This window comes from Aeromonas sp. R2-4 (genome assembly GCF_040908365.1).
Taxonomy (GTDB): Bacteria; Pseudomonadota; Gammaproteobacteria; order Enterobacterales; family Aeromonadaceae; genus Aeromonas; species Aeromonas veronii.
This window is the reverse complement of sequence record NZ_JBFODO010000005.1, coordinates 48,236-70,561: the sequence shown is the minus strand read 5'-3', so window position 1 is coordinate 70,561 and position 22,326 is coordinate 48,236. Positions and strand designations below refer to the sequence as shown.

Genomic DNA, 22,326 nt, shown 5'->3' with positions numbered 1-22,326 from the left:
CTAAATTAAGCACGGCAAGGCCCCTTTGCTCGCCCTTGGGAAGCAACTAGAGTATAAAAAGATCAACTTCCATAAAAACAACGGGTTTATCGCATGGCAGCGGCCGAGTTCAGAGCACTTAGGGACTATCTTGGCAGTCAGATCCTGGGGCAGGAGGAGCTAATAGAAGGGCTCCTGATTGCCCTGTTATGTGAAGGACATGTGTTAATCGAAGGGGCCCCCGGCCTTGCCAAAACCCGCGCCGTCAAGGCGCTCGCTGGCGCCGTCGAGGGACGCTTTGCCCGTATCCAGTTTACTCCCGACCTGCTGCCTGCCGATCTCACCGGCAGCGAGGTGTTTCACCCGCAGGATGCCAGTTTTGTATTCCAGCCAGGCCCCCTCTTCAATCATCTGGTGCTGGCGGACGAGATCAACCGAGCGCCGGCCAAGGTGCAATCAGCGCTGCTGGAGGCCATGGCCGAACACCAGATCACCGTGGGCAAAAAGAGCTGGCGGCTGCCACCCCTCTTTATGGTCGCCGCCACCCAGAACCCAATCGAGCAGGAGGGAACCTATCCCCTGCCGGAGGCCCAGCTCGACCGCTTTCTGCTCAAGCTGATGGTGGATTACCCGAGCCCCACCATGGAGCTCGCCATCTTGCAGCTCAACGCCAGCGGCGAACAGCTTGGCGCGGCGCCGGTGACTCTGAGTCAGACCAACTTGCAGCGTGCTCGCAGCGAAGTGCTGGCGGTGACCATGCAAAGCCGACTGGAGCACTATCTGGTGGAGCTGGTCTGTGCTACCCGCCCGGGCAGCGGCCTGTGCCCTGCCCTTGAGCCATTGATTGCCGTGGGGGCCAGCCCTCGGGCTACGCTGGGACTGGCTCGCTCCGCCCGCGCCCGAGCCTGGCTCGCCGGACGTGATTATGTGCTGCCGGAAGATATTCAGCTGCAAGCCTATCCTGTGCTGCGCCACCGCCTTATTCCCAGCTATCAGGCACTGGCCGACAATCTGGATAACGATATCCTGATCGCCCAACTGCTGGATCAGGTGCCATGTCCCTAGCGCAGGAGCTCCATCCCGATATCGCCCTGTCGCTGCCACGGCTGCTAAATATCCGGCTCTGGGCCAAGGCCAGGAAGCCACCTCACGCGGGCAGAAGCAACAGCGAACGCGGCAAACCGGGCCGATCTCCCGGACTCACGTTTCGCGAGCTGCGCGCCTATCAGGCTGGTGACGAGGTACGCCATATCGACTGGCGAGTGACCGCACGCCTCGGTCGTCCCTATACCCGCCTCTATAGCGAGGAGCTCGATCAGGCGCACTGGCTGCTGCTCGATCTCTCTCCCGCCATGTATTTCGGCTCCACGCTCCAGCTCAAGGCGCGTCTGGGGTGCGAGCTGGCGGCCGCCCTGATCTGGCAAGGGGAGAAGCAGCACAACACCCTGATCTGCCACGGGCTTATCCCAAATCACCAGAGCCAGCGCGGCAGCGTGCTGCCCCTGCTCGAATCCCTCTGCCATCTCTATCAGCAAGGGCTGGCCCGCCGGGCGCTTTCTCACTCGCTGGGCGACACCTTGTCCGGCGTGAAGCTGCCTCACGGTGCCAAGCTGACGATCATCACCGATCACAGACCCTGCGAGTCGGCGTTCTTTCAGCAATTGCAACTGCTCTCCCGCCGCCACGATATTCACTATTGGCAGATCCGCGATCCCCTTGAGGCAGCCCTTCCCCCTGACGGCCAGCTGCCAGTGGCTATCGATCGGCCAGGGCAGCACTATCAGGGCTGGCTGGATGGGGGCCATGCCGGTTTCTCCCGCCGCTACCAGCAAGCCGCCGAACAGCAACTGGTCCACGGCAAGCAGTTGCTGTTGCCATTGGTGCAGCGCCTCTACCTGCTCGATAACAGCCAGACGCTGCAACAGCAGTGGCAGGAGGGGTTATGTCATCAGGGATGAGCTCCCCCACCGACGTCGATATTCCCAGCCAAGCCTCCGATGCAATCACTCCGCCACTGGCCGCCCTGATGCGAGACATCCACCCGGGGCCTGATCTGATTGAACAGAGTATTGATCCTCGGGTACAGGCGCTATTGTGGCTATTGATCACAGGGTTATTGCTGCTACTGATCGTCCTGATTGCCCTCAGGGTGATACGTTACCGCCGCTGGTGCCGCCAGCTGGAGGGGGATCCGGCGCCGCTGGTGGCACGCATACAGGAGGCTCTGCGTCATGAAGCGCTGCAACGCTGGCCCGAGGCGCGCCAGCTGCAAGGAGAGGCGTGGCTCGCCTTCATCGATCGCCACGGCGGCAGCGATTTCAGCCAGTTCTCGTCTCACTGGAGCAGTTGGCTCTATGGCAGCCAGAACCCGACTCGCGAGCAGTGCGAACAGCTTCAGCAACATTATCGCCGTTGGGGTCAAACCCTCTTCTTCCAGCTCGCCCCCCGCTCGAGGCGTAAAACCGCGCGGAGGCATCCATGATCCTGGCCTGGCCCTGGTTTGCGCTGGCGCTGGTGCTGCCCTTGCTGGTGCGCTTCGGCTTGCCGCCCCTGCGCCGCGGCTATCTGGCTCACCCCGGGTTTGCGCTGCTGCGTCCTCAGGCCGGATTACCGCTTTGGCGCGCCATGCTGCTCTGGTGCGCCCTTATCCTCGCCCTCTGCCGCCCACAGTGGTGGGGAGAACCGGTTATTCAATATGAAGGGAGTCGGGATCTGCTGCTGGCGGTGGATCTGTCAGACAGCATGCGCACCCCTGATATGCTCGATAACGGTGAGCAGCAAGCACGGCTAACGGCGGTGCGCCAGCAGATCAAGACGCTGATCGCCAAACGGGCCGGAGACAGGGTGGGCCTCATTGTCTTTGCCGATCACGCCTACCTGCTCTCTCCCCTCACTCAGGAGATCCCGGCGCTATTGACCTTGAGCGACGAGCTCGATTTTGATCTTGTCGGCCGAACCACCGCCCTTGGCGAAGCCATCCAGCTGGCGCGTCAGCATGGAGATCCGGGTCGCCCCACCGCCCTGCTGCTGGTCACTGATGGCCGCAATACCGCAGGCAATGCCGACCCGCTGCAGGAGGCAAAACTCGCCGCGGCGCAGGGAATACGGATCTACACGCTGGGGGTCGGGGCCGATCCCGATACCTTTATCCAACCCTATGATGAGGCAGGCAGCGGTCAGGCCGATCCCAGCAGCGAACTGGACGAGCCGCTCCTGAAAGAGCTGGCCGAGACAGGCCAGGGGCGTTACTTTCGGGCACGCACCCAAAGCGATCTCGATGCCATCAACGCGACTCTCAATACCCTTGAACCTGCCCCCATGCCGATTGCCCAGTACCAGCCGGTGATCGAGCTCTACCCCTGGCCGTTGGCATTGCTTTGTGGCTTGTTGCTTCTGCCGTCAGGGCACGGCAGGCTGGAGTTTCGCATGGTGCGTAGCTGGCTGACACGAGGCGCACGCAGATGGAGTTGATCTTGCTCCGCCCCCTGTGGCTGATCGCACTCATCCCCTGGCTCTGGCAAGGGTGGCGCCGTCGTCGCCAGCCCCCGCTGCTCGCACCTGCGATGCAGGCTTATCTGCTGCCAGCATCCCGTCCTCAACGCCCCTGGCTTTGGTTGGCAACCCTGCCCGTCATTTTGGCTCTGAGCGGACCGGCACTGCGCGGTGAGCTGCAACAGCAGCCTGCAGCACCGCTAGATATCTGGCTACTGGACTTGTCACGCTCGATGACCGCCACCGATCTCAAACCGGATCGGGCAACCCGGGTCAGATGGCAATTACAGCAGCTGCTGAGCCGCGCCAAGGGCGAGCGCATTGCGCTGATCCTCTACGCAGGCGACGCCTACCTCGCCATGCCGCCAACCCGGGATCATCAGGCCCTTTCGCTGCTACTGCCCGACTTGCGCCCCGATATCATGCCGCTGCAGGGCAGCAACCCGGCACGGGCTGTGGCACTTGCCATGAAGCAGCTGGCCCCCGGTGAGCAGGCCCGTCTACTGCTGATCACCGACGACCTCACCCAGAATCAGATGGCCCAAATCGCTGCTCTGTGGCCCTGCCAACAACGCCTTCTCTGCCGCGACACCCAGTCGGCACGCCTCGATATTCTACTCGCCAGCAGTGGTCAACCGGCCCCCATGCCCGCCATTCCGGCCAATGAGTTGGGGTTTGCCACCCGCATGCCCGCGCAGTTGCCCGTCCCCGATAGTCAGGCCATTGCCGCTCTGGCCAACCGTCTCGGCGGTGAGCTGCAGTGGCTTGGCAGCGATGTCCCCCGCTTTGCACCGCTGCCCACCACTACCTCGGCCCTCACCCCGGCGCCACTGGATCTTGGCCCCTGGTTGCTGATCCCCTTGTTACCGCTCGCCTTGCTGGCCAGAGTCGGCGCCCGGTTGATGATGGCGCTGATGGTGGGAGCTCAGCTGCTTGCGCCACAAGATCTGCAAGCAGCAGAGAAGGGAGATCTGCAAGCGATGCAGGCTTATCAAGAGGGGGATTTTCAGCGGGCCGCCCGCACCTTCAACGATCCGGTCTGGCGCGGCAACGCCTGGTATCGAGCCGGTGCCTATCGGCAAGCCATCGCAGCCTATCAGGAAGCAGCGAGTGCCACTGCCCACTACAACCGCGGTAATGCCCTGCTGCAACTGGGGGAGTTTGCCGCAGCCAAAGAGGCCTATCTGGCGGCCCTGGCGCTTGAACCCGGTCATGAAGATGCGCTCTATAACCTCTCTCTGTTACAGGGCGCAGCGGCGGCGGCTCCCGATACCAGCAACAGCAAGCAACCCGAACCATCGGCCGCTCAGCAGGCGACGGCAATGCCCCTGCCCCCCTCTCCCCCGGTGTTGCTGCTGGAGCAGCGACTGCGCAAAGAGGCGCTGCGCCGAGATCTGATCAAGGTGGAGGAGCCCTGGTGACGCGGGCAGGATGGGGGCTGTTGCTCGCACTCGCGAGTCCACTTTGCTGGGCTTTGCCCCCTAGGGCAGAGCTGCTGCCGGGGGCCGACCCCAACGATTGGCTACTGATCATCGAAGCGGATGGCGAGCGCCAGAGCAACGAACTGGAGATCTCCCCCTTACTGCGCCAATTTGCAGTGGGCAGAGTGACCATGAGCCGGGTCACCACCCCGGTACAACAACTGACTCGCTGGCAGATCCCGCTGCACCAGAGCGACTCACCCGCTAATACAAAGGTGGTGATTGCCCCGCTCAAGCTGGGAAATGAGTTTACCCCCTCGCTCACCCTGCCATTGAGAGAGGTGAAAACAGCGGCGCTGCCGCAACCCGCTGCCCCCTCGCCCCTCGAGATGCAGGCTAGCCTTGAGCATCAGGGCCCGCTCTATCCCGGCCAGCCGGTGATCTACCGGCTGACACTGTGGCTACCTACCAGCATGCAAAACCCGGCCCTGAGCGAGCTCAGCTCTGCCCACTTTACCATCCGTCGCCTCGGTAGCGACGAGTGGATCGCCCCCGTTCAGGCTGGTCTACCCGGCCGGCTCACCCGCAGCTGGCTCGTTCAGGCAAAAGCGCCTGGGCTATGGCTCCTCGACTCACCCCGCTTGCAGGGGCAGCTCACGCAGCAAGGGAACAAGCCGCAAAAACTCTCGGCCCGCGCGGCACCACTCGAGGTTCGGGTCGACAAAGCCCCCGCCACGCCGGTGGCCACCCGGCTGACCCTGGGTCAACGGCTTGAACCGGCCTCCACGGGGGAAGTGGGTGAACCACTGATCCGTATCCTCACCCTGACCATGGAAAATGGTGACAGCAGCCAGATACAGCTTGCCCCCCTGATGGCCCATCAACTGCCAAGCGGCATACAGGCACATCCCGATGGCGAGCAACAGCAGGAGCGTTACCGAGATGGCAAGCTGCTGTTTGAGCGACAGTGGCGCCAGACTCTGGTTGCGGAGCAGAGCGGTGACTATCAGCTCCCCCCCATTGATCTGCCCTGGTTTAATACCCAAAGCGGTCGGATTGAGCAGGCCAGCCTGCCCGCCATCACGCTGACGTTTCAGACAACGACAAATCGGCAACCTGATCAGCAGACATCGCAGGTGGCACTGCGAGAGAGCCTTTGGTGGGTCGTGCTGGCCATAACGCTGCGTGCGCTATGGCGCCACTGGCCCCGTTGGCGCGCCTTCTATCAACTGCAACGTGCCCTTGCCCAACACCAGCCGGATGCCAGTCGCAAGGCGCTGATCAAGTGGGCGACCATGCGCTGGCAGGTCTCCTATTATCAATTAGGCCAGTTGTCCGACGCTGGGCATAATCGGCTCGGCAACGCGCTCGCCGCACTCGAGCGAGCCTGTTTTGCACGGCCCTCTTCTGGTCCGCCCATCGAGTGGCGCGCTCTGGCGCGCCCCCTCAGGGCTGATGAAACGGCCGGTATTGCGCATCTGATTTACCTGCTGGCGCACGGGAGTTCCCGCTCCCGCCGCCACGCCCCCTGACAAGGATTGCCCTATGGCACTGCTGTTTTTTAGAAAAAAACGTGCTCAGCAGCATATTGGTGGAAATGATCCGGCCACTTCGCCGGTCTCTGATCCCATGGCTGACAAACAAACCAAATTTGAAGCACTGGTTCATGCGCTGCACGGCGATCTCTACCGGTATGCCTACTGGCTGACCCGAGACCCCAACGTGGCTGAAGATCTGGTGCAAGAGACCTTCCTGCGTGCCTGGAAGGCTATCGACACCCTGCAGGATGACAAGGCGGCCAAAGGGTGGCTGATCACCATCCTCAGACGGGAGAACGCCCGCCGCTTTGAACGCAAACAGCTGGAGCTGGTGGATCTCGACGATCACCCTCAACCCCAGCACGATGCGCTGCACAGTGAACAGGAGATGGAGAACGAGTGGTTGCACCGTCACATCGCCCGATTGCCCGAGGAGTACCAGGAGCCACTACTGCTGCAAGTTGTGGGAGGATTCAGTGGTGAGGAGATTGCCGAGATGCTCGGCCTCAACAAAAACACCGTCATGACCCGACTGTTTCGCGCCCGCAACCAGATCAAGGAGGCGATGGAGCAGAAGAACCAAGCAAGAGGACACGGACATGGATGAACTCGAATTTCGCCGCAACGCCATGATCCAGCCCAACGATCAACAACCGGACTTTCTCAAAACCGCTGAAGCAAGCCAGGCTAATCGGAACTACCTCGACGCGATGAAGCATTTCGACAGAAGCCTCAAGCGTGCCATGCAGGTAGAGGTTCCCGCCGGACTGGCCGAGCGGATCCTGCTCAGGCAAGCCATGCTGCAAGACAGTGATGCGCCAGATGATATGCCGCCATCCCGACCCCTTGGCACGGCGCCAGTCAAGCTCCGGACATCGACATCCTGGCGCCAGATCGCCCTGGCTGCATCGGTCGCCTTCCTGCTGGGAATGAGCACCCGCTGGATCACGCTGCCAGAAACGGCTCCTGCGGCCCTCTCCCTCGCACAGGTGGCGATGGCTCATGTCTATGGCGAAGAACCCTTTATTGAAGGTGTCGATGAGCAGGTCAATCTGCATAACATCAATGCCAAGATGGAGAAGTATGGCGCCACCTTGAGCGGGATGGATGGGCTCAAGGTGACCTATGTCAATCACTGCTCGTTTTATCAGGGACCGGCCCTGCATATGGTGATTCAGGGAAAGATGGGGCCAGTCACTCTCTTTCTAGTGCCCAAACATGTTCCATTAACCCTGCAACAGGCCACCTTTGAAGATGGCACCCTCAAAGGGGAGATAGTCCAGCTCAAAGGCGCCAATATGGTACTGATTGGCGAGATGAAAGAGCCACTTGCCCCCGTTGCCAACGCCCTGCAGTCACGTCTGCAGTGGGACATTTAACATCCCCGGTTAACAACCTCAGAACCATCCTCAATAGCAGGCGGCGGTCACGAGCCGCTGCCTGTTCCCCCCCTGATTACTCCCCTTTGTCACTCATTTGCCTCAAGATTTCGAAAAATTGACAAAATTATTTTTGTGACGGAGATCGGCAATCCAGGTCAATAATCCATCTTTAGACCCTGAAAATGATGAATTAAACAGCAAGTTAAAACAAATGATTAACACATCGATCACTTTTATGTATTCTGCTGTCACTGGTCTGATTTCTTACCTCCTACCAGATCCATAGAATCACGCCAGAATTGATTGGGAAGAAGCTGAAATAAAAACGGATTTTGTCGAGGTTTGCATTGAACGTGCAGCCAATATCGGCAAAAAAATCTGCCTACAAGAGAGAACACCATGACGACAACTATTTTCAAGAAGAGCCTGATTGCCGCCACCATCGCGCTGGCCACCGGTCAAGTCCATGCCGCGGCATTCCAGTTGAACGAGCACTCGGCCTCCGGTCTGGGTCGCGCCTATGCCGGTGAAGCCGCTATTGCCGACAACGCCTCCGTTCTGGCCCGTAACCCGGCCGCCATGACCACCTTCGACAAGATGGCAGTTTCTGTCTCTGGCACCTACATCAAACCGGATGTGGATGTGGATGGTGCTGTTTACGCTGGCGCTAACAAAATGGCTCCAGCCAGCGAAAGTGGCATTGCTCCGGCAGCCTTCGTTCCCGCCTCCTACTTTATTCAGCCGCTGAATGACCAGTGGGCTTGGGGTATTGGCATCTTCTCCAACTACGGTCTCTCCACCGAATACTCCAAAACCTTCCCGGCTGGTGCCGGTGCTGGTGATACCGAGTTGATGACCTTCAATATCAACCCGAACATTGCCTATCGTATCAACGAACACTTCAGTGTCGGTGCCGGTATCAACGCCGTTTACGGTGCCGCCGAACTCAACCGCTATGCTGGTCTGCTGGGTCCGCTGAACCCACCTAGCCAGGGTGGCCCGCTGGCAACAGATACTCGCCTGGCTCACCTGAAAGGCGACACCTGGGGCTTTGGCTGGAACGTTGGCACTCTGTACGAAGTCAATGAGAACCATCGCTTTGCTCTGACCTACCGTTCACAGGTCGATATGAGCTTTGATGGTGACTTCCAGGGGCTCACTTCAGGGAACCGCACTGTTGATGGCAATCTGAAACTGGATCTGCCTGCACAAGCCGAGTTCGCCGGTTACCATCGCCTGAGCCCGCTGTTTGCTGTTCATTACTCTGTAAACTGGACTGACTGGAGCGCCTTCCAGGAGCTGAAAGCAACCAGCAGCCAATGTGCTGGCGGCGTATGTCTGCAAAAAGATGAGAAGTTTAAAGACTCTACTCGTTACTCAATCGGCGGTACCTGGTATATCAACCCGGCCTGGGAAGCTCGCATGGGCTTTGCCTATGACAACACCCCGATCGAAGCTGACTACCGCAGCCTGAGCATTCCCGACTCAGACCGTATCTGGTACAGCGCCGGTGCCACCTACCATATCAACACCGATATGAGCGTTGACTTTGGTATGGCTTATCTGGACGGTAAAGAAGTTGACGTCAACGAAGGTCTGCGTAGCCACTCCGACAGCCTGCGTTGGAAAGGAACTTCCCACGGCAACGCCTTCCTGGCTTCTGCCCAGTTCAACATGAAGTTCTGATTATTGATAGAATGGAAAGAGCGCCGCCAGGCGCTCTTTTTTTATCCATAACTTAGATTTCAGCGCACACATGTAGCACACACGTGTTTATTTTTCTTTTCCAATCAAGCTATTAGAGTGCATCATCCCAGCATTTAATCTTGTTTTATCCAGATACTGGCCATTACCGTTGCCTTACTGGTCATACCATATAAAATCCTGCCTCCATTCATATGACCGATTGAACCTTCGGGTAACAGCAAGGATTTTGCCATGCATCCCATCATCAAACCGTCCGCCATCGCCCTGCTGGTGATCGCGGGTCAGACTCATGCCGCTGGGTTCCAGCTGGCTGAACAGTCCGCTACAGGCCTGGGACGCGCCTTTGCCGGTGAGGCCGCCATCGCGGATAACGCCAGTGTGCTCTCCCGCAATGCAGCAGCCATGACCCGCTTCGATCAGATGGCGCTCTCTGGCGGAGTCATCTATGTCAGTCCTGACGTCAATATTGAAGGTAACACCCGCTTGCCGACCAAAGCCGGTATCGTAACCTCCGATGCCAGTGCACACGATATCGCCGCCGCAGCCTGGGTACCCAACGCCTATCTGATCATTCCACTCAACGAGCAGTGGCGACTCGGCTTCTCGGCAACCTCTTACTACGGTCTTGGCGTCAAGATGCCGGATAACTACAGCGCGGGACACTTTGGCAATGTCTCCGATATCAAGACCATGGATCTGGGTACCTCACTCGCCTATCGGATCAATGAGATGTGGTCAATTGGTGCCGGGATCTCTGCTATTCAGGGCGAAGGCGAAGTCGGTGGCACCTTCCCCTCTCGCAACCTGATCGCAAAACATTTGCAAGGGGATGGCTGGGCATGGGGCTGGAATGTCGGCACCTTGCTGGAGTTGTCCGAACAAACCCGAATTGGCCTATCCTACCGTCACGATGTCACTTTGACCCTCTCGGGAGATGCTATCGTGGGCCGACCCAATGCAGATGGCTCCGTTACCGAGGTCAGAGATACCGGCAGTCTGGATCTGCCGTTGCCAGCGACGGCAGAGTTGGCGGCATTCCATCAGCTGACTGACAAGCTGGCTATCCACGGCAGCCTGAACTGGACCAACTGGAGCAAATTCGTTCAGTTGGAAGCTGATCTCAACAATTTGCAGAACATGCACATCAAGGACGAGCACTGGGAAGATAGCTGGCGCTACGCCATCGGTATGACCTATCAGGTCACTCCCAAGTGGCAACTGCGCTCCGGTGTGGCCTATGACGCCAGCCCGGTGCCAGCCGATCGTCGTACCATCTCCATCCCGGATGCCGATCGGCTCTGGTACAGCCTGGGAATGGGGTATCAGTTCACGCCCAACCTGACCGTGGATCTGGGGCTGACCCTGATCGATGGCAAAAAGGTGGATGTCACTGAAAAAATGGAGCTGCAACCGGGTAATCCGCTGACGACCTCCACCTTCCAGGGCACTTCCGAAGGGGATGCCTGGCTGGCTGGTGCACAATTGAGCTATCTCTTCTAAATTCCTTCCCTGCAAAAAACGCTATGCCAATTATTGCCTTACTCAATAAGGTGAACACTGGCATAGTGTTCTGCAACACCATAAAATCAACCCAGTACCTTTACTGGAGCAAGGCATGTATTCCTACGTAGCAAGACAGCCGATCCTCGACAGAGACCTCAAAACTCATGCCTATGAGCTGCTCTTTCGCGATAGTCTGAATAATGTCTTCCCGAGTATCTCCTCCCAGCAGGCGACGTCACGCTTGGTGGTCGAACAGTTCCTCCAACAAAATATCGATCAGCTGTTGGGGGGCCGCCCCTGCTTTATCAATTTCCCCCACTCACTGCTGCTGGAGGGATTGGCAGAGTGCCTGCCGCCCGAAAAAGTGGTGATTGAGATCCTGGAAGATTCCCCACCGGATGATGCCCTGCTGGAAAAGGTGAAACAGCTGCACAAGCTGGGATATCAACTGGCACTCGATGACTTCACCATGTCACCGGATTGGGAGCGCTTCCTCCCCTTTATCCACATCATCAAGTTTGATCTTCGTGCCACCCCCCTGATGCAGATCAAAGTGTTTATCCAGCGGCATCAGACGCTGGGGCTCACCTATCTGGCGGAAAAAGTAGAGGACAAGGCGGAGTTCGAGCGGGTCAAACAGCTGGGGATCCAGCTGTTCCAGGGTTTTTTCTTCAGTCGACCCGAGATGGTCAAGCAAGCCACCATGGAGCCGGCACAAGTCGTGGTGATGCAGTTGCTCAACGTGGTCAACGAGGCAGAGCCTGATATCAACAAGATTGAGCAGCTACTCGGTCAGGATATCTCCCTCTCTCTCAAGCTGTTGCGCTATGTCAACCATCTCAAAGGCCACACCAACCCTATTTCGTCATTTCGCCAGGCTGCCATCTATCTGGGCAACACCCAGCTAAAGCGCTTTGTCTCGCTGGTAGCCGCGACCAGCGCCGGCAAGGGCAAGAGCGCCGAGCTCTACCAGATGTCGATGATCCGAGCCCGATTCTGTGAACTGCTGGCCCACGCCCACGCCCCGAGCCAGCAGGCACAACAGGCCTTTATCACCGGTCTATTCTCCCTGCTGGATGTACTGATGGAGCAGCCGATGGACAAGCTGCTCGGCACTATCCCTCTCATCGACGATATTCGGCTGGCGCTGCTGGAGCGCAAAGGCAATCTGGGTTTCTACCTCGCGTTTTGTGAAGATTACGAAAGCGCCAACTGGTCACGGGTCACGGCCAGAACAGCCCGCCTGGGGCTGAGCGAGGATAAGGTGAGTCACCTCTATCTGGCCGCCACCACCTGGGTCACGGAACAACTGCTGGCGATGGAAGCCACCAATTAATTCGCCTCATCATTCACTTCGACCGCGATAGCGGTCGCCTCCCCGCCCCCGATACAGAGCGCGGCTACGCCTCGCCGCAGACCCCGTTGCCGCAGCGCGGCGATCAGCGTCACCAGAATGCGCGCGCCACTCGCCCCCAACGGATGACCGAGTGCACAGGCCCCACCATGCACATTGACCTTGTGATGAGGGATGCCGACCCCGCTCATGGCCAGCATGGTGACCATGGCGAAGGCCTCGTTGATCTCGAATAGATCCACCTCTTCCACCGACCATGCCAGACGCGCCAGCAAGCGTGAAATGGCGCCAATGGGCGCAGAGGTAAATTCGGCGGGCAATGCCGCGTGGCTCTGATAACCGACGATCCGTGCCAGCACTGGTACCTGCCAGGCTTGCGCCGTGGCGCCATCCATCAATATCAGCGCCGCCGCACCATCCGAGATGGAGCTTGAATTGGCCGCCGTAATAGTGCCTTCCTTGCCAAACGCTGGCTTCAGGGTAGGGATCTTCTCCGGTCTGCCCTTGCTGGGCTGCTCGTCTTCGGCCAGCAACAAGCGATCACCGCGATAGACACTTGCCAGCTCGGATGCAAACGCGCCGGCTTGCTGCGCATCGCGCGCACGCTGCAACGACGCAAGAGCAAACTCATCCATGGCACTGCGGGTCAAACCGGCCTGATCGGCGCTGCGCTGGGCATGTATCCCCATCAGCTGGCCATCATAGGCATCTTGCAAACCGTCGAGGAATAGGTGGTCCAGCACCTTTTGATGCCCCATCCGAAAGCCGCTGCGGGCATTATCCAGCAGATAGGGGGCACGGCTCATACTCTCCATCCCCCCCGCGACCACCACCCTGTTGTCACCAAGGCGGATGGTATCCGCCGCCAGCATCACTGCTTTCATGCCGGATCCGCACACCTTGTTGACCGTGGTAGCAGGCACACTATCTGGCAACCCTGCTTTCAACAACGCCTGCCGGGCTGGCGCTTGCCCCACGCCCGCCGCCAGCACATTACCCATAAACACTTCATCGACCTGCTCCGGACTCAGCCCACTTTGCTGTAGTGCCGCCTCAATGGCATAGGCACCCAACTCAGGCGCAGTTACCTCTGCCAATGCCCCCTGAAACGCCCCCATCGGAGTCCGTTTTGCCGCCACAATTGCAATATCCATTTGCCTGCCTCTGTTTGTTACATGGCCATAACATAGGGGTTCTGACGCGATGGAACAAGAGTTGCAGTGCAGTTTACGTTTAGGTAAGGTGCAGACAGGATTTAGTTCGCCAAGAAGTCTGTATGAACAACAAGGATGAAGGACGGCGCTTCAGCATCAGTGAGCTGGCCCGGGAATTTGATATTACGACGCGCAGTATCCGTTTCTACGAGGATCAGGGGTTGCTTAATCCCGCCCGAGAGGGACAAACCCGCATTTACAGCAAGCAGGATCGGGTTCGCCTCAAGCTCACCCTGCGCGGCAAGCGGCTCGGGTTCAGCCTCGCCGAGATCCGCGAGTTGTTTGATCTCTATGATGCCGACAAGAGCAGCCGCACCCAGTTACAGACCATGCTGGGACTGGTTGAGGAGAAACGGGAGACACTGCAACAGCAGATGGAAGATATCAGGATGGTGCTGCTGGAGCTGGATGCCGCCGAGCAGCGTTGCCAACAAGCCCTTAGCCAGCTGGGATAACCGCCTTGCTGGCTTATCAGGCAAGTCCCTTCAGCCTGCTCACAAGATGCCAGATAGCAAAAAGCCACTCCTGAGAGTGGCTTTTCTTCAACCTGACGGTTCGCTATTAAACGCGAACGAAGTCCAGGTGGATCAGCTTGTAACGTACCGGGTGACGCTGGATAGCTTTCACTTTTACGTTAACTTCTTCACCGTTGATAACCAGAGTCAGTACAGACTCATAGAATTCCGGCTTCTCTTGAGCCAGGATCATTTTCTTGTGGTCAACAGTGATGGACAGAGCTTCTTTACCTGCACCGTAAACGATGGCAGGAACTTGGTCAGCTTGACGCAGGCGGCGGCTCGCACCTTTCCCCAGGTCAGAACGGACTTCAGCTTGGAATACGAAAGACATAGTATGTATCTCTTTTGGATGAATTTATGGTGCTAACTGCGACCGGTCAACACCTCGCAAAACGAGCGCGAATACTACCACGGGCCAAATTCGGATACAAGGCACCGACTCTGCATTTAGCGCCCCTGCTCCAACCGGGCGAATTGCTGCTGACGCTGGGCCGGGCTCAGGGCATCAAACTTCGCCAGGGTCTCGGCGCGCGGGCAGTAGAGACCCTCCCCCGTTCTGACTCGAATGCTCTTGCCAAGCCGCTGCTGGTTCTCTGCCACCAGCGCCAGCAAATAGCTGTAGGTATCGGCTCCCCGGGCGCTGGATAACTGGTTGGCAATGCGCCACAGGGTCTCCCCTGCTGCGACCTGATGACACACGGTTTGTGGACCGCCGGCCGCAGGAGCCGAGAGAGTAAGCATGGCGTCACTGCCTGCGGATAAGCTAGCCGTGTGGCTGGCGAGCGCCATATCGGTGCTCGCTACTCCCTCATATCCTTGGGCACCACTCATCCCCGCAGTGCGAAAGGTCACCCCCAGCTGAACCAGTAGAGGTTCGCTCTCGGCGGGGTCGGTGAGCATATCAACACCACCGAACGCCTCTTGAGGTGTGCGGAATTCGGCGATAAAGGGCGCGGCAGGTTGCGCGTGATAAGCAGGGGAACCACTCCCCTGCTGCACGATTGCAGCGACCTGGCCGGGGGCAACCCCGTAAGCCATCTCGTCGATACGCCGCAGCCTTGCCAGATAGGTTTTGGAGAGCTGCGCCTCCCCCTCGAACAGATCGAAGGGGGGCACCAATCGGGCGGGAAAGAGGATCTGCCAGCGACCATGCTTCTGCTTTTGGGCCAGCGGCGGAAACTGATTGCCACGCCAGGCCACAAACATCGCAGGCGGCGTGCGCGCCAGCGGGTAATATTCCGGGTTCAACTGCACCCAGGTTTGTTCCGCGATGGGTTGATAACCGCTGATCACCACCTGCGCCACACTCAACCAGATCCCCAGCATCCTTGCCTCCCTGACTTGCGGTTTGAAGGGGCGACCTGACCGGCAACCCCTTCTCATCACCCGCTATCATGCTGTTAAAACAGTTAGATAGCAGCTTAGCACTGAGCAATGGCGTTAAGCACCCGTTTATCTGAGACCGGATAAGGGGTCCCCAGATTCTGGGCAAAGAACGACACCCGCAGCTCCTCGATCATCCAGCGAATATTGGCCACCTCGGTGGGAATAAGCTGGGATTTAGGGATCTTGGCCAGCAGCGCCTTGTACTCCGACTCCACGCTGTGCACTTTGAGCATATAGACCCGATCCCGGTTGGGATCGATGGCCAGCTTCTCCAGACGCCGCTCAATGGCCCGTAGGTAGCGCAAGAGGTCCGGCAACCGCTGCCAGCCGGTCTCGGTGACAAAACCTTTGTGAATAAGGTTGCCGAGCTGCTGCTGGATATCGGACATGGCAAAGGCGGTATCGAGCTGCATCTTGCCCTTGAGCCGCTTCTTGATCTCATGGGAGAGGGTCAGCACGGCTTCCACCTGCTTGGCCACCTCCACCACCGCATCGTTGAGCTCGGCGCGAACAAACTCCTTGAGCGCCTCGAAACCGGCCTCGTCCCAAGCCAGCCCGCCATGTTGCTCGATCAGCTTGTCACAACCGCAGGCAATGCAGTCATCAATCAGCTCCGCCACCTTGCCAAACGGGTTGAAATAGAGCCCGAGCTTGGCCTTGTTGGGCAGCTTCTCCTGCAGATACTTGATGGGCGATGGCACGTTGAGCAGTACCAGCCGGCGCTGACCGGCCCACATTAGCTGCTGCTGCACCACTGGGCTCTCCACCAGCTGAATAGCGACCGAGTCCTTCTCGTCCACCAACGCCGGATAGGCTTTCACTTCGAACCCGCCGCGCTTCTGGCTGTACTCCTGGGGCAACTCGCCAAAGCTCCACAGGGTGAGGCCAGACTGCTCGATGTCATCATCCGCCACTTGCGACAGGGTCTCCTGCACCTTGCCACGCAGGGACTCTTTCAATGCCTCCAGATCTTTGCCTTCCGCCACCTTCTTGTGCTTGTCGTCCACCACCCGGAAGGTGAGTTTCAGGTGATCGGGCACCGCATTCCAGTCCCAGGATTCGCGAGGTACGGTGACGCCGGTCATGCGGCGCAGTTGGCGCTCCATCTCGTCCAGCAGCGGTCCCTGCTCGGGGTTGATGCTGGCAAGCAGCGCATCGGCATAGTTGGGGGCCGGCACGAAGTTCTTGCGCATCGGCTTGGGCATCGACTTGATAAGGGCCACCAACAGCTCATGGCGCAGCCCGGGGATCAGCCACTCGAACCCCTTCACCTCCACCTGATTCAGGAGCGGCAGCGGAATATGCAGGGTCACGCCATCGGCGGCCTCCCCCGGCTCGAACTGATAGGTCAACTTGAGCTTGAGGCGCCCCTGCTGCCAGAAGTTGGGGTAGTCGAGATCGCTGATGTGGGCCGCATCCCCCTTCATCAGCATCTCTTTCTCGAAGTTGAGCAGTTCGGGATCCCGCTTTTGCGCCTCTTTCCACCACTTGTCGAAGTGGCGGGCGGAGATCACCTCCTCCGGCAAGCGGGCATCGTAGAAGCGGAACAAGTCCTCGTCATCCACCAGAATGTCGCGCCGACGGGATTTGTGCTCCAGCGCCTCCACCTCGGCCAGTAGCTTGCGATTGTCGCTGAAGAAACGGTGACGGGTCTCGAAATCCCCCTCCACCAGGGCGCGGCGGATAAAGAGCTCACGGCACAGCGCCGGATCGATACGGCTGAAGTTGATGGTGCGTTCGTTGACCAGGGTCAGGCCATAAAGGGTGACCTTCTCCTTGGCCATCACGGCGCCGTTTTTCTTCGACCAGTGAGGGTCGCTGTGGTGCAGCTTGATGAGGTGGCCTGCCAGCGGCTCCACCCATTCGGGTTCAATCTTGGCATTGATGCGGGCGTAGAGACGCGAGGTTTCCACCAATTCTGCGGCCATCACCCACTTGGGCGGCTTCTTGAACAGACCCGAGGCCGGGAAGAGGTGGAAACGGCCATTGCGAGCACCAAGGAACTCGGGCTTTTCCAGATCCTTGTTGCCGATATGGCTCAAGAGACCGGTAAGCAGCGCGCAGTGCACCGTCTTGAAATCTGCCGGTTCATGGTTGGCTTTAAAACCCAGCTCCTTGACCGTCTGGCGCAGCTGGAAATGAATGTCCTGCCATTCGCGCACCCGCAGGTAGGAGAGAAACTCCTTCTGGCACATGCGGCGGAACGGATTGCTGCCGAGCAGATCCTGCTGCTCTTTCAGGTAATTCCACAGATTGACGAAGGCGAAGAAGTCGGAATCCTTGTCCTCAAAGCGCCTGTGCTGTTCGTCGGCGGCCTGTTTTTTCTCCATGGGACGCTCGCGAGGATCCTGAATGCTGAGGGCTGCGGTGATCACCATCACCTCGCTCAAACAGCCGGTCTGCGCTGCGCTGATCACCATCTTCGCCAGACGCGGATCAAGGGGGATGCGCGAGAGCTGGCGACCGGTTTCGGTCAGCTGCAGTTTGGCCTCGCGATCGCCGGTGGCGGGCAGCTCGCGCACCGCCTCCAGCTCTTTCAAGAGAGTCAGACCATCCTTGATATGACGCGACTCTGGTGGCTCAACGAAGGGAAACGCCTCCATGTTGCCAAGGCCGAGCGCCAGCATCTGCAGGATGACGGATGCCAGGTTGGTACGCAGGATCTCGGGGTCGGTGAAGGCAGGGCGGCCGTTGAAATCCTCCTCCGAGTAGAGGCGGATACAGATACCGTCTGCCACCCGACCGCAGCGCCCTTTACGCTGGTTGGCACTGGCCTGGGAGACCGGCTCGATGGGCAGGCGCTGCACCTTGGTACGCCAGGAGTAACGACTGATGCGGGCGGTGCCCGGGTCAATAACGTAACGAATGCCCGGCACCGTCAACGAGGTCTCCGCCACGTTGGTGGCCAGCACGATGCGCCGACCGGCGTGTTGCTGGAACACCTTGTTCTGCTCGGCGTTGGAAAGGCGGGCGTAGAGCGGCAGTACCTCGGTATCGCGCAGGTTGAGTTTGCGCAAGGCATCGGCGGTATCGCGGATCTCCCGCTCGCCATTCATGAAGATGAGGATGTCCCCCAACCCTTCACCGGCCAGCTCTTCCACCGCATCGAAGATCCCCTGCAGCTCGTCACGCTCTTCCAGCCCTTCATTTTTATCACTGACGAGTGGGCGGTAGCGCACCTCTACCGGATAGGTGCGGCCGGAGACCTCGATCACCGGCGCCTTGTTGAAATGGCGGGAGAAACGTTGCGGGTCGATGGTGGCCGAGGTGATGATCACCTTGAGATCGGGGCGCTTGGGCAGCAGTTGCTTTAGATAGCCCAGGATGAAGTCGATATTGAGGCTGCGCTCGTGGGCCTCATCGATGATGATGGTGTCGTACTGGGTCAGCATCCGGTCATTCTGGATCTCCGCCAGCAGGATACCGTCGGTCATCAGCTTGATGTGGGTCTGCTCGCTCACCTGATCGGTAAAGCGCACCTTGTAACCCACGTAGTGGCCAAGCTCGGACTCCATCTCCTCGGCAATACGGGCCGCGACGGTGCGGGCTGCCAAACGGCGTGGCTGGGTGTGGCCGATAAAGCCCTTCACCCCGCGCCCGAGCGCCAGACAGATCTTGGGGATCTGGGTGGTTTTGCCCGAGCCTGTTTCCCCTGCAATGATCACCACTTGATGCTCTTGAATGGCCTTGGCGATCTCAGCCTGCTTCTGGCTGACCGGCAGGTTGTCCGGATAGGTGACCTTGGGTACTCCGGCCAGACGGGTTTGATAGCGCGCTTGCGCGGCATCCAGATCGGCGGCGATGGTCTCCAGCACGGCGGCCTGTTTGCCTTCAGGCAGCTTCTTGACCCCGTGCAGACGGCTGGAAAGGCGGCGGGCGTCGAGGTTCATGCAGGCAGAGAGACGGCGGCGCAGCGCCTCGATAGAGAGAGACAAGGTACGAATTCCTTAAATAGGTGCCCAGAGGGGCCATATCGATAAGCTGGGAGCGATCCTAAAGAGCGAGCGGGGGCGGTGCAAGCCTTAACGTAGCGTTATATATGGGAAGACAGAGAGATTGGCCGATCCTCAGATATGGCAAAACAATTATTGTAAGATGGCATAACATGAATAAGTCGCAGCATATGAAATAGCCAAGGCAAGCCGAAGCTTGCCTTGGGAGAGAGAAAAACAGGGTTAACTGTGGGTGTGATGGACAAAACAGGTGGTGAGCTGGGCGTGAATGGCCTGCATGACATTGTGACGATTGATGACACCGAGCAGACGCCCTTCCTCCACTACCGGATAGATCTTCGGCTTTTGCCCCATCATCATCTCCGCCAGGCTCAAAATGCTGGTATCTGGCCCCACCGACAACACCTCCTTGCGCATCACATCCTTGACCTGCGCCACCTGTTCGCAGTGATAGGCCTCCTTAAGCAGTACTGCGATGCAATCCTGCTCGGAGATCCAGCCAATCAGATGGCCCTGCCCATCCACCACCGGGCCACCGAGCTGATGACTGTTCAGAAATTTCTCGACCGCAGCTTGCACCATCATGTCGGCAGTGAAGGTGATGGGTCTGCTCTGCATATAATCCTTGGCTTTTAGCGATTCCATATCTGCTCCCCTACGGTAGTCCATCAAGCTGGCGTCTTGTGCGCCGGTACCGGCACCATGCTCGGCTTGTTCCAAGCATAGCTGGCTCGCGGCGGTATGAGTCAGCGGCCAGCCTCTCCCTCAATTGATGGCATGATCCGGCTCGCGATCCGGAATAGCTGCCATCATCATCTGCGGCAGGTGATCGGCCAGCACCGCCACCACTGCGGGATCAACCCGCCCCTGATCCGCCAGTTGCTGCATAAAGGTCAATGCGTCACGGGCAGGCAGGCCGCGCCGATAAGGTCTGTCCTGCACCATGGCCTGAAAAATATCGGCGACCCGCAGGATCCGCGCTTCGAGCGCCATGGCGGATGCCGGCAGGTGGAACGGATAGCCCTCCCCGTCAGGCTCCTCATGGTGATAGGCCGCCCAGCAGGCAATCTCCTCAAACCCTTCGATGTGGCGCAGGATCTGGTAAGTCTCGAAGCTGTGGGTATTGATGATGGCCCGCTCCTCTTTCGTCAGGCTGGCAGGCTTGTCAAGGATCTCGTCCGGCACCCTGAGCTTGCCCAAATCGTGCAGCAAACCGGCGATCTCCAGCATGTCGCAATGGATGGCACTGACCCCCATCAATTCTGCCAACGCACGAGACAACCTGCTCACACCGAGTGAATGCGTCATCGTGAATGGACTTTTGGCGTCGACAATACCGGAGAAGATCTGCGCCAGCGCTTTTAGCTCCCCGTTGAAGGTCAGGCAAGGCTCCCGCACCTGCAGCATCTCCAGCATGTAATCATTGATGGAGCGTGCTTCCAGCTGCAGCCAAAATGCCTCAGAGCGAGACGCCTTCAGGAAGGCATCCACCAGCTCGGGGGCAAAGAACTCGTCACGGAAATCCTGCAGGCGTGCGCGGATCTCGTTGGTATGCATCAACAATGAACCATCGCCATAGTAGGGCGCCGCCAACGCATCGCAGCGATCCACCAGAAAGATAAGGTTGGCCTGACGGGCTACATTGGGGTCCACATCGGCCATCTCGCGCAACAGGTGCCAGTGGGTATGGTGATAACGGATAGGCAGGGCCAGCGGGGCCAGCAAACGGAAATCCTTGAGCAGCTGATATCCCACCTCGCAGTGGCGCTGGGAGGACTCCCAATCGAACTCGCTGACCAGATGGTGATGGGTGATGGTCGAGGAGACACCGATATCATGCAGCACCCCCAATTCGAACAGCAGACAGCGTTCGGCCTCACTCATCCCCAGCTCCCGGCTGCACTCGGCAGCCATAATCCCGACCCGTTTACCGTGGGCCACATCGCCAATGCCCACCAGATCCAGCGAGGCTGACAAGGCATACACCACCTGCCTTAGATCCACTTGCAACGAAAAGGGGGCTGTGCCCTGCGCTCTGTCCATGATCCGGGTCCCATGCGATGTTATCGTATCAAACTGGCGCTGTTTTATGCCTCGCCTTCTATCAACTTAGTCAATAGCCGAGCCTTTTACCTTGTTTTTATAGGCATTTATGAACCTGTGCACCTTGAAAAGACAAAGATCACAGCTGGATTTATTTGGCCACTCCCATTCAAGTCATATTTATCCATTCAAAAATATGTGAGCAGACTTTTTAAATCTCGCGTAGAGATTGTGAGCAATTTTAAAAACTCATATCTGAGCGAAACAATCAACACCCCAACTTTACTTAATTATGACTTAATCAGAATTAAAGAGTGCTCGGTTTGCCAGTAAGAATTTTGAATAAAGGCACACCACAACGCCCATAACTGCCACCATCCCCAAATTAATTAACCGAACTGTGAACTCCATCACCCATTTATTCGCCTTGTCGCCATCGATAGCGGTAGACACCTCCGCCTTCTGGATACAGCTTCCCATGCTCGCTCCAGCCCACCCGATAGCCTGCGACCGAAAGGTTGGAGAAAAAATATCGGATAACCAGCGGTTATATTCGCTATAAGGCGACAAGGATAAACGGGATTTATAGAGTGAAAATGTTGAAAGCTGATTTCCAAGCGGCGGTTAACTCGGGCTATTCAGGTCATATCACTCTTTGCAGGTCATAACGACAGCGATAAAGGGGAATGTGCCCATCCGGGTATTCCATCCCCTCCAACAGCCTGCACGGGATGATATTTCCACCGCGTTAAACGCACGCTGCTTTCATCGCCCATTTTGTGTACCAATTCACATCAGATTAGGAGTGGAGCCAATAATGGCCATTCAAATAAACA

The 22,326-nt window shown here is 58.3% G+C and carries 18 protein-coding genes; 12 read left to right on the top strand and 6 right to left on the bottom strand.

What is annotated here, in order from left to right; translation table 11 throughout:
* Nucleotides 1-93 precede the first annotated feature (93 nt).
* The 11 genes from AB5Z05_RS02615 (at nucleotide 94) to AB5Z05_RS02565 (ending at nucleotide 12,358) form a co-directional block, all read left to right on the top strand.
* The gene (locus AB5Z05_RS02615) at nucleotides 94-1,044 is read left to right on the top strand and encodes a MoxR family ATPase (RefSeq protein ID WP_139407632.1); all 951 of its coding nucleotides are present in this window, start codon (nucleotides 94-96) and stop codon (nucleotides 1,042-1,044) included.
* Nucleotides 1,035-1,937 (top strand): DUF58 domain-containing protein, encoded by a 903-nt coding sequence (locus tag AB5Z05_RS02610; protein ID WP_368150032.1) that lies wholly within the window; start codon nucleotides 1,035-1,037, stop codon nucleotides 1,935-1,937. The genes AB5Z05_RS02615 and AB5Z05_RS02610 overlap by 10 nt, the downstream gene beginning before the upstream one ends.
* Complete coding sequence (locus tag AB5Z05_RS02605) at nucleotides 1,922-2,461, top strand: DUF4381 domain-containing protein (RefSeq protein WP_368150031.1); 540 nt, start codon at nucleotides 1,922-1,924, stop codon at nucleotides 2,459-2,461. Before AB5Z05_RS02610 ends, AB5Z05_RS02605 begins: the two co-directional genes overlap by 16 nt.
* The gene (locus tag AB5Z05_RS02600; RefSeq protein ID WP_368150030.1) at nucleotides 2,458-3,450 is read left to right on the top strand and encodes a VWA domain-containing protein; all 993 of its coding nucleotides are present in this window, start codon (nucleotides 2,458-2,460) and stop codon (nucleotides 3,448-3,450) included. Before AB5Z05_RS02605 ends, AB5Z05_RS02600 begins: the two co-directional genes overlap by 4 nt.
* Nucleotides 3,441-4,892, top strand: coding sequence for a VWA domain-containing protein (locus tag AB5Z05_RS02595; RefSeq protein WP_158113027.1), 1,452 nt, complete (start codon nucleotides 3,441-3,443; stop codon nucleotides 4,890-4,892). Before AB5Z05_RS02600 ends, AB5Z05_RS02595 begins: the two co-directional genes overlap by 10 nt.
* A gap of 20 nt (nucleotides 4,893-4,912) precedes the next feature.
* Complete coding sequence (locus AB5Z05_RS02590; protein WP_368150040.1) at nucleotides 4,913-6,424, top strand: hypothetical protein; 1,512 nt, start codon at nucleotides 4,913-4,915, stop codon at nucleotides 6,422-6,424.
* Nucleotides 6,425-6,437: 13 nt separating this feature from the next.
* Nucleotides 6,438-7,037 (top strand): sigma-70 family RNA polymerase sigma factor, encoded by a 600-nt coding sequence (locus AB5Z05_RS02585; RefSeq protein WP_005333245.1) that lies wholly within the window; start codon nucleotides 6,438-6,440, stop codon nucleotides 7,035-7,037.
* Entirely contained in the window at nucleotides 7,030-7,809 is a 780-nt protein-coding gene (locus tag AB5Z05_RS02580) for a DUF3379 domain-containing protein (protein WP_368150029.1), read from the top strand. Before AB5Z05_RS02585 ends, AB5Z05_RS02580 begins: the two co-directional genes overlap by 8 nt.
* 402 nt (nucleotides 7,810-8,211) lie before the next feature.
* Nucleotides 8,212-9,498, top strand: a complete 1,287-nt coding sequence (locus tag AB5Z05_RS02575; RefSeq protein WP_368150028.1) for an outer membrane protein transport protein — start codon at nucleotides 8,212-8,214, stop codon at nucleotides 9,496-9,498.
* Between the two features lie 252 nt (nucleotides 9,499-9,750).
* Nucleotides 9,751-11,019, top strand: a complete 1,269-nt coding sequence (locus tag AB5Z05_RS02570) for an OmpP1/FadL family transporter (RefSeq protein ID WP_368150027.1) — start codon at nucleotides 9,751-9,753, stop codon at nucleotides 11,017-11,019.
* A 115-nt stretch (nucleotides 11,020-11,134) separates the two neighbouring features.
* Complete coding sequence (locus AB5Z05_RS02565) at nucleotides 11,135-12,358, top strand: EAL and HDOD domain-containing protein (RefSeq protein ID WP_005333249.1); 1,224 nt, start codon at nucleotides 11,135-11,137, stop codon at nucleotides 12,356-12,358.
* Here the strand turns inward: AB5Z05_RS02565 and AB5Z05_RS02560 are convergent.
* Nucleotides 12,355-13,530: an acetyl-CoA C-acyltransferase gene (locus AB5Z05_RS02560; RefSeq protein ID WP_368150026.1), complete on the bottom strand. Its 1,176-nt coding sequence runs from the start codon at nucleotides 13,528-13,530 to the stop codon at nucleotides 12,355-12,357. The two genes, AB5Z05_RS02565 and AB5Z05_RS02560, sit on opposite strands and share 4 nt — an antisense overlap.
* A 122-nt stretch (nucleotides 13,531-13,652) precedes the next feature.
* Here AB5Z05_RS02560 and AB5Z05_RS02555 point away from each other — a divergent pair, with 122 nt between their 5' ends.
* Nucleotides 13,653-14,045 carry a MerR family DNA-binding transcriptional regulator gene (locus AB5Z05_RS02555; RefSeq protein ID WP_005360322.1) on the top strand — a complete coding sequence of 131 codons (393 nt, stop codon included), beginning with the start codon at nucleotides 13,653-13,655 and terminating at the stop codon, nucleotides 14,043-14,045.
* A gap of 106 nt (nucleotides 14,046-14,151) precedes the next feature.
* On the opposite strand, the gene rplY is transcribed toward AB5Z05_RS02555, so the two are convergent.
* From rplY to AB5Z05_RS02530, 5 genes are all read right to left on the bottom strand, one after another.
* Nucleotides 14,152-14,439 (bottom strand): 50S ribosomal protein L25, encoded by a 288-nt coding sequence (gene rplY, locus AB5Z05_RS02550; protein WP_005333252.1) that lies wholly within the window; start codon nucleotides 14,437-14,439, stop codon nucleotides 14,152-14,154.
* A 116-nt stretch (nucleotides 14,440-14,555) separates the two neighbouring features.
* Entirely contained in the window at nucleotides 14,556-15,434 is an 879-nt protein-coding gene (locus AB5Z05_RS02545; RefSeq protein WP_064336129.1) for a hypothetical protein, read from the bottom strand.
* A gap of 95 nt (nucleotides 15,435-15,529) precedes the next feature.
* Entirely contained in the window at nucleotides 15,530-19,429 is a 3,900-nt protein-coding gene (gene hrpA, locus AB5Z05_RS02540) for an ATP-dependent RNA helicase HrpA (RefSeq protein ID WP_368150025.1), read from the bottom strand.
* 240 nt (nucleotides 19,430-19,669) lie between these two features.
* Nucleotides 19,670-20,092, bottom strand: a complete 423-nt coding sequence (locus tag AB5Z05_RS02535) for a CBS domain-containing protein (protein ID WP_368150024.1) — start codon at nucleotides 20,090-20,092, stop codon at nucleotides 19,670-19,672.
* Between the two features lie 120 nt (nucleotides 20,093-20,212).
* Nucleotides 20,213-21,490, bottom strand: a complete 1,278-nt coding sequence (locus tag AB5Z05_RS02530) for an HD-GYP domain-containing protein (RefSeq protein WP_257725608.1) — start codon at nucleotides 21,488-21,490, stop codon at nucleotides 20,213-20,215.
* Nucleotides 21,491-22,326 lie beyond the last annotated feature (836 nt).

Bases quoted from the DNA above. Each gene is read 5' to 3' on its own strand.
- AB5Z05_RS02615 (WP_139407632.1), top strand. From the start codon at position 94: ATGGCAGCGGCCGAGTTCAGAGCACTTAGGGACTATCTTGGCAGTCAG.
- AB5Z05_RS02610 (WP_368150032.1), top strand. From the start codon at position 1,035: ATGTCCCTAGCGCAGGAGCTCCATCCCGATATCGCCCTGTCGCTGCCA.
- AB5Z05_RS02605 (WP_368150031.1), top strand. From the start codon at position 1,922: ATGTCATCAGGGATGAGCTCCCCCACCGACGTCGATATTCCCAGCCAA.
- AB5Z05_RS02600 (WP_368150030.1), top strand. From the start codon at position 2,458: ATGATCCTGGCCTGGCCCTGGTTTGCGCTGGCGCTGGTGCTGCCCTTG.
- AB5Z05_RS02595 (WP_158113027.1), top strand. From the start codon at position 3,441: ATGGAGTTGATCTTGCTCCGCCCCCTGTGGCTGATCGCACTCATCCCC.
- AB5Z05_RS02585 (WP_005333245.1), top strand. From the start codon at position 6,438: ATGGCACTGCTGTTTTTTAGAAAAAAACGTGCTCAGCAGCATATTGGT.
- AB5Z05_RS02580 (WP_368150029.1), top strand. From the start codon at position 7,030: ATGGATGAACTCGAATTTCGCCGCAACGCCATGATCCAGCCCAACGAT.
- AB5Z05_RS02575 (WP_368150028.1), top strand. From the start codon at position 8,212: ATGACGACAACTATTTTCAAGAAGAGCCTGATTGCCGCCACCATCGCG.
- AB5Z05_RS02570 (WP_368150027.1), top strand. From the start codon at position 9,751: ATGCATCCCATCATCAAACCGTCCGCCATCGCCCTGCTGGTGATCGCG.
- AB5Z05_RS02565 (WP_005333249.1), top strand. From the start codon at position 11,135: ATGTATTCCTACGTAGCAAGACAGCCGATCCTCGACAGAGACCTCAAA.
- AB5Z05_RS02560 (WP_368150026.1), bottom strand. From the start codon at position 13,530: ATGGATATTGCAATTGTGGCGGCAAAACGGACTCCGATGGGGGCGTTT.
- AB5Z05_RS02555 (WP_005360322.1), top strand. From the start codon at position 13,653: ATGAACAACAAGGATGAAGGACGGCGCTTCAGCATCAGTGAGCTGGCC.
- rplY (WP_005333252.1), bottom strand. From the start codon at position 14,439: ATGTCTTTCGTATTCCAAGCTGAAGTCCGTTCTGACCTGGGGAAAGGT.
- AB5Z05_RS02545 (WP_064336129.1), bottom strand. From the start codon at position 15,434: ATGCTGGGGATCTGGTTGAGTGTGGCGCAGGTGGTGATCAGCGGTTAT.
- AB5Z05_RS02535 (WP_368150024.1), bottom strand. From the start codon at position 20,092: ATGGAATCGCTAAAAGCCAAGGATTATATGCAGAGCAGACCCATCACC.
- AB5Z05_RS02530 (WP_257725608.1), bottom strand. From the start codon at position 21,490: ATGGACAGAGCGCAGGGCACAGCCCCCTTTTCGTTGCAAGTGGATCTA.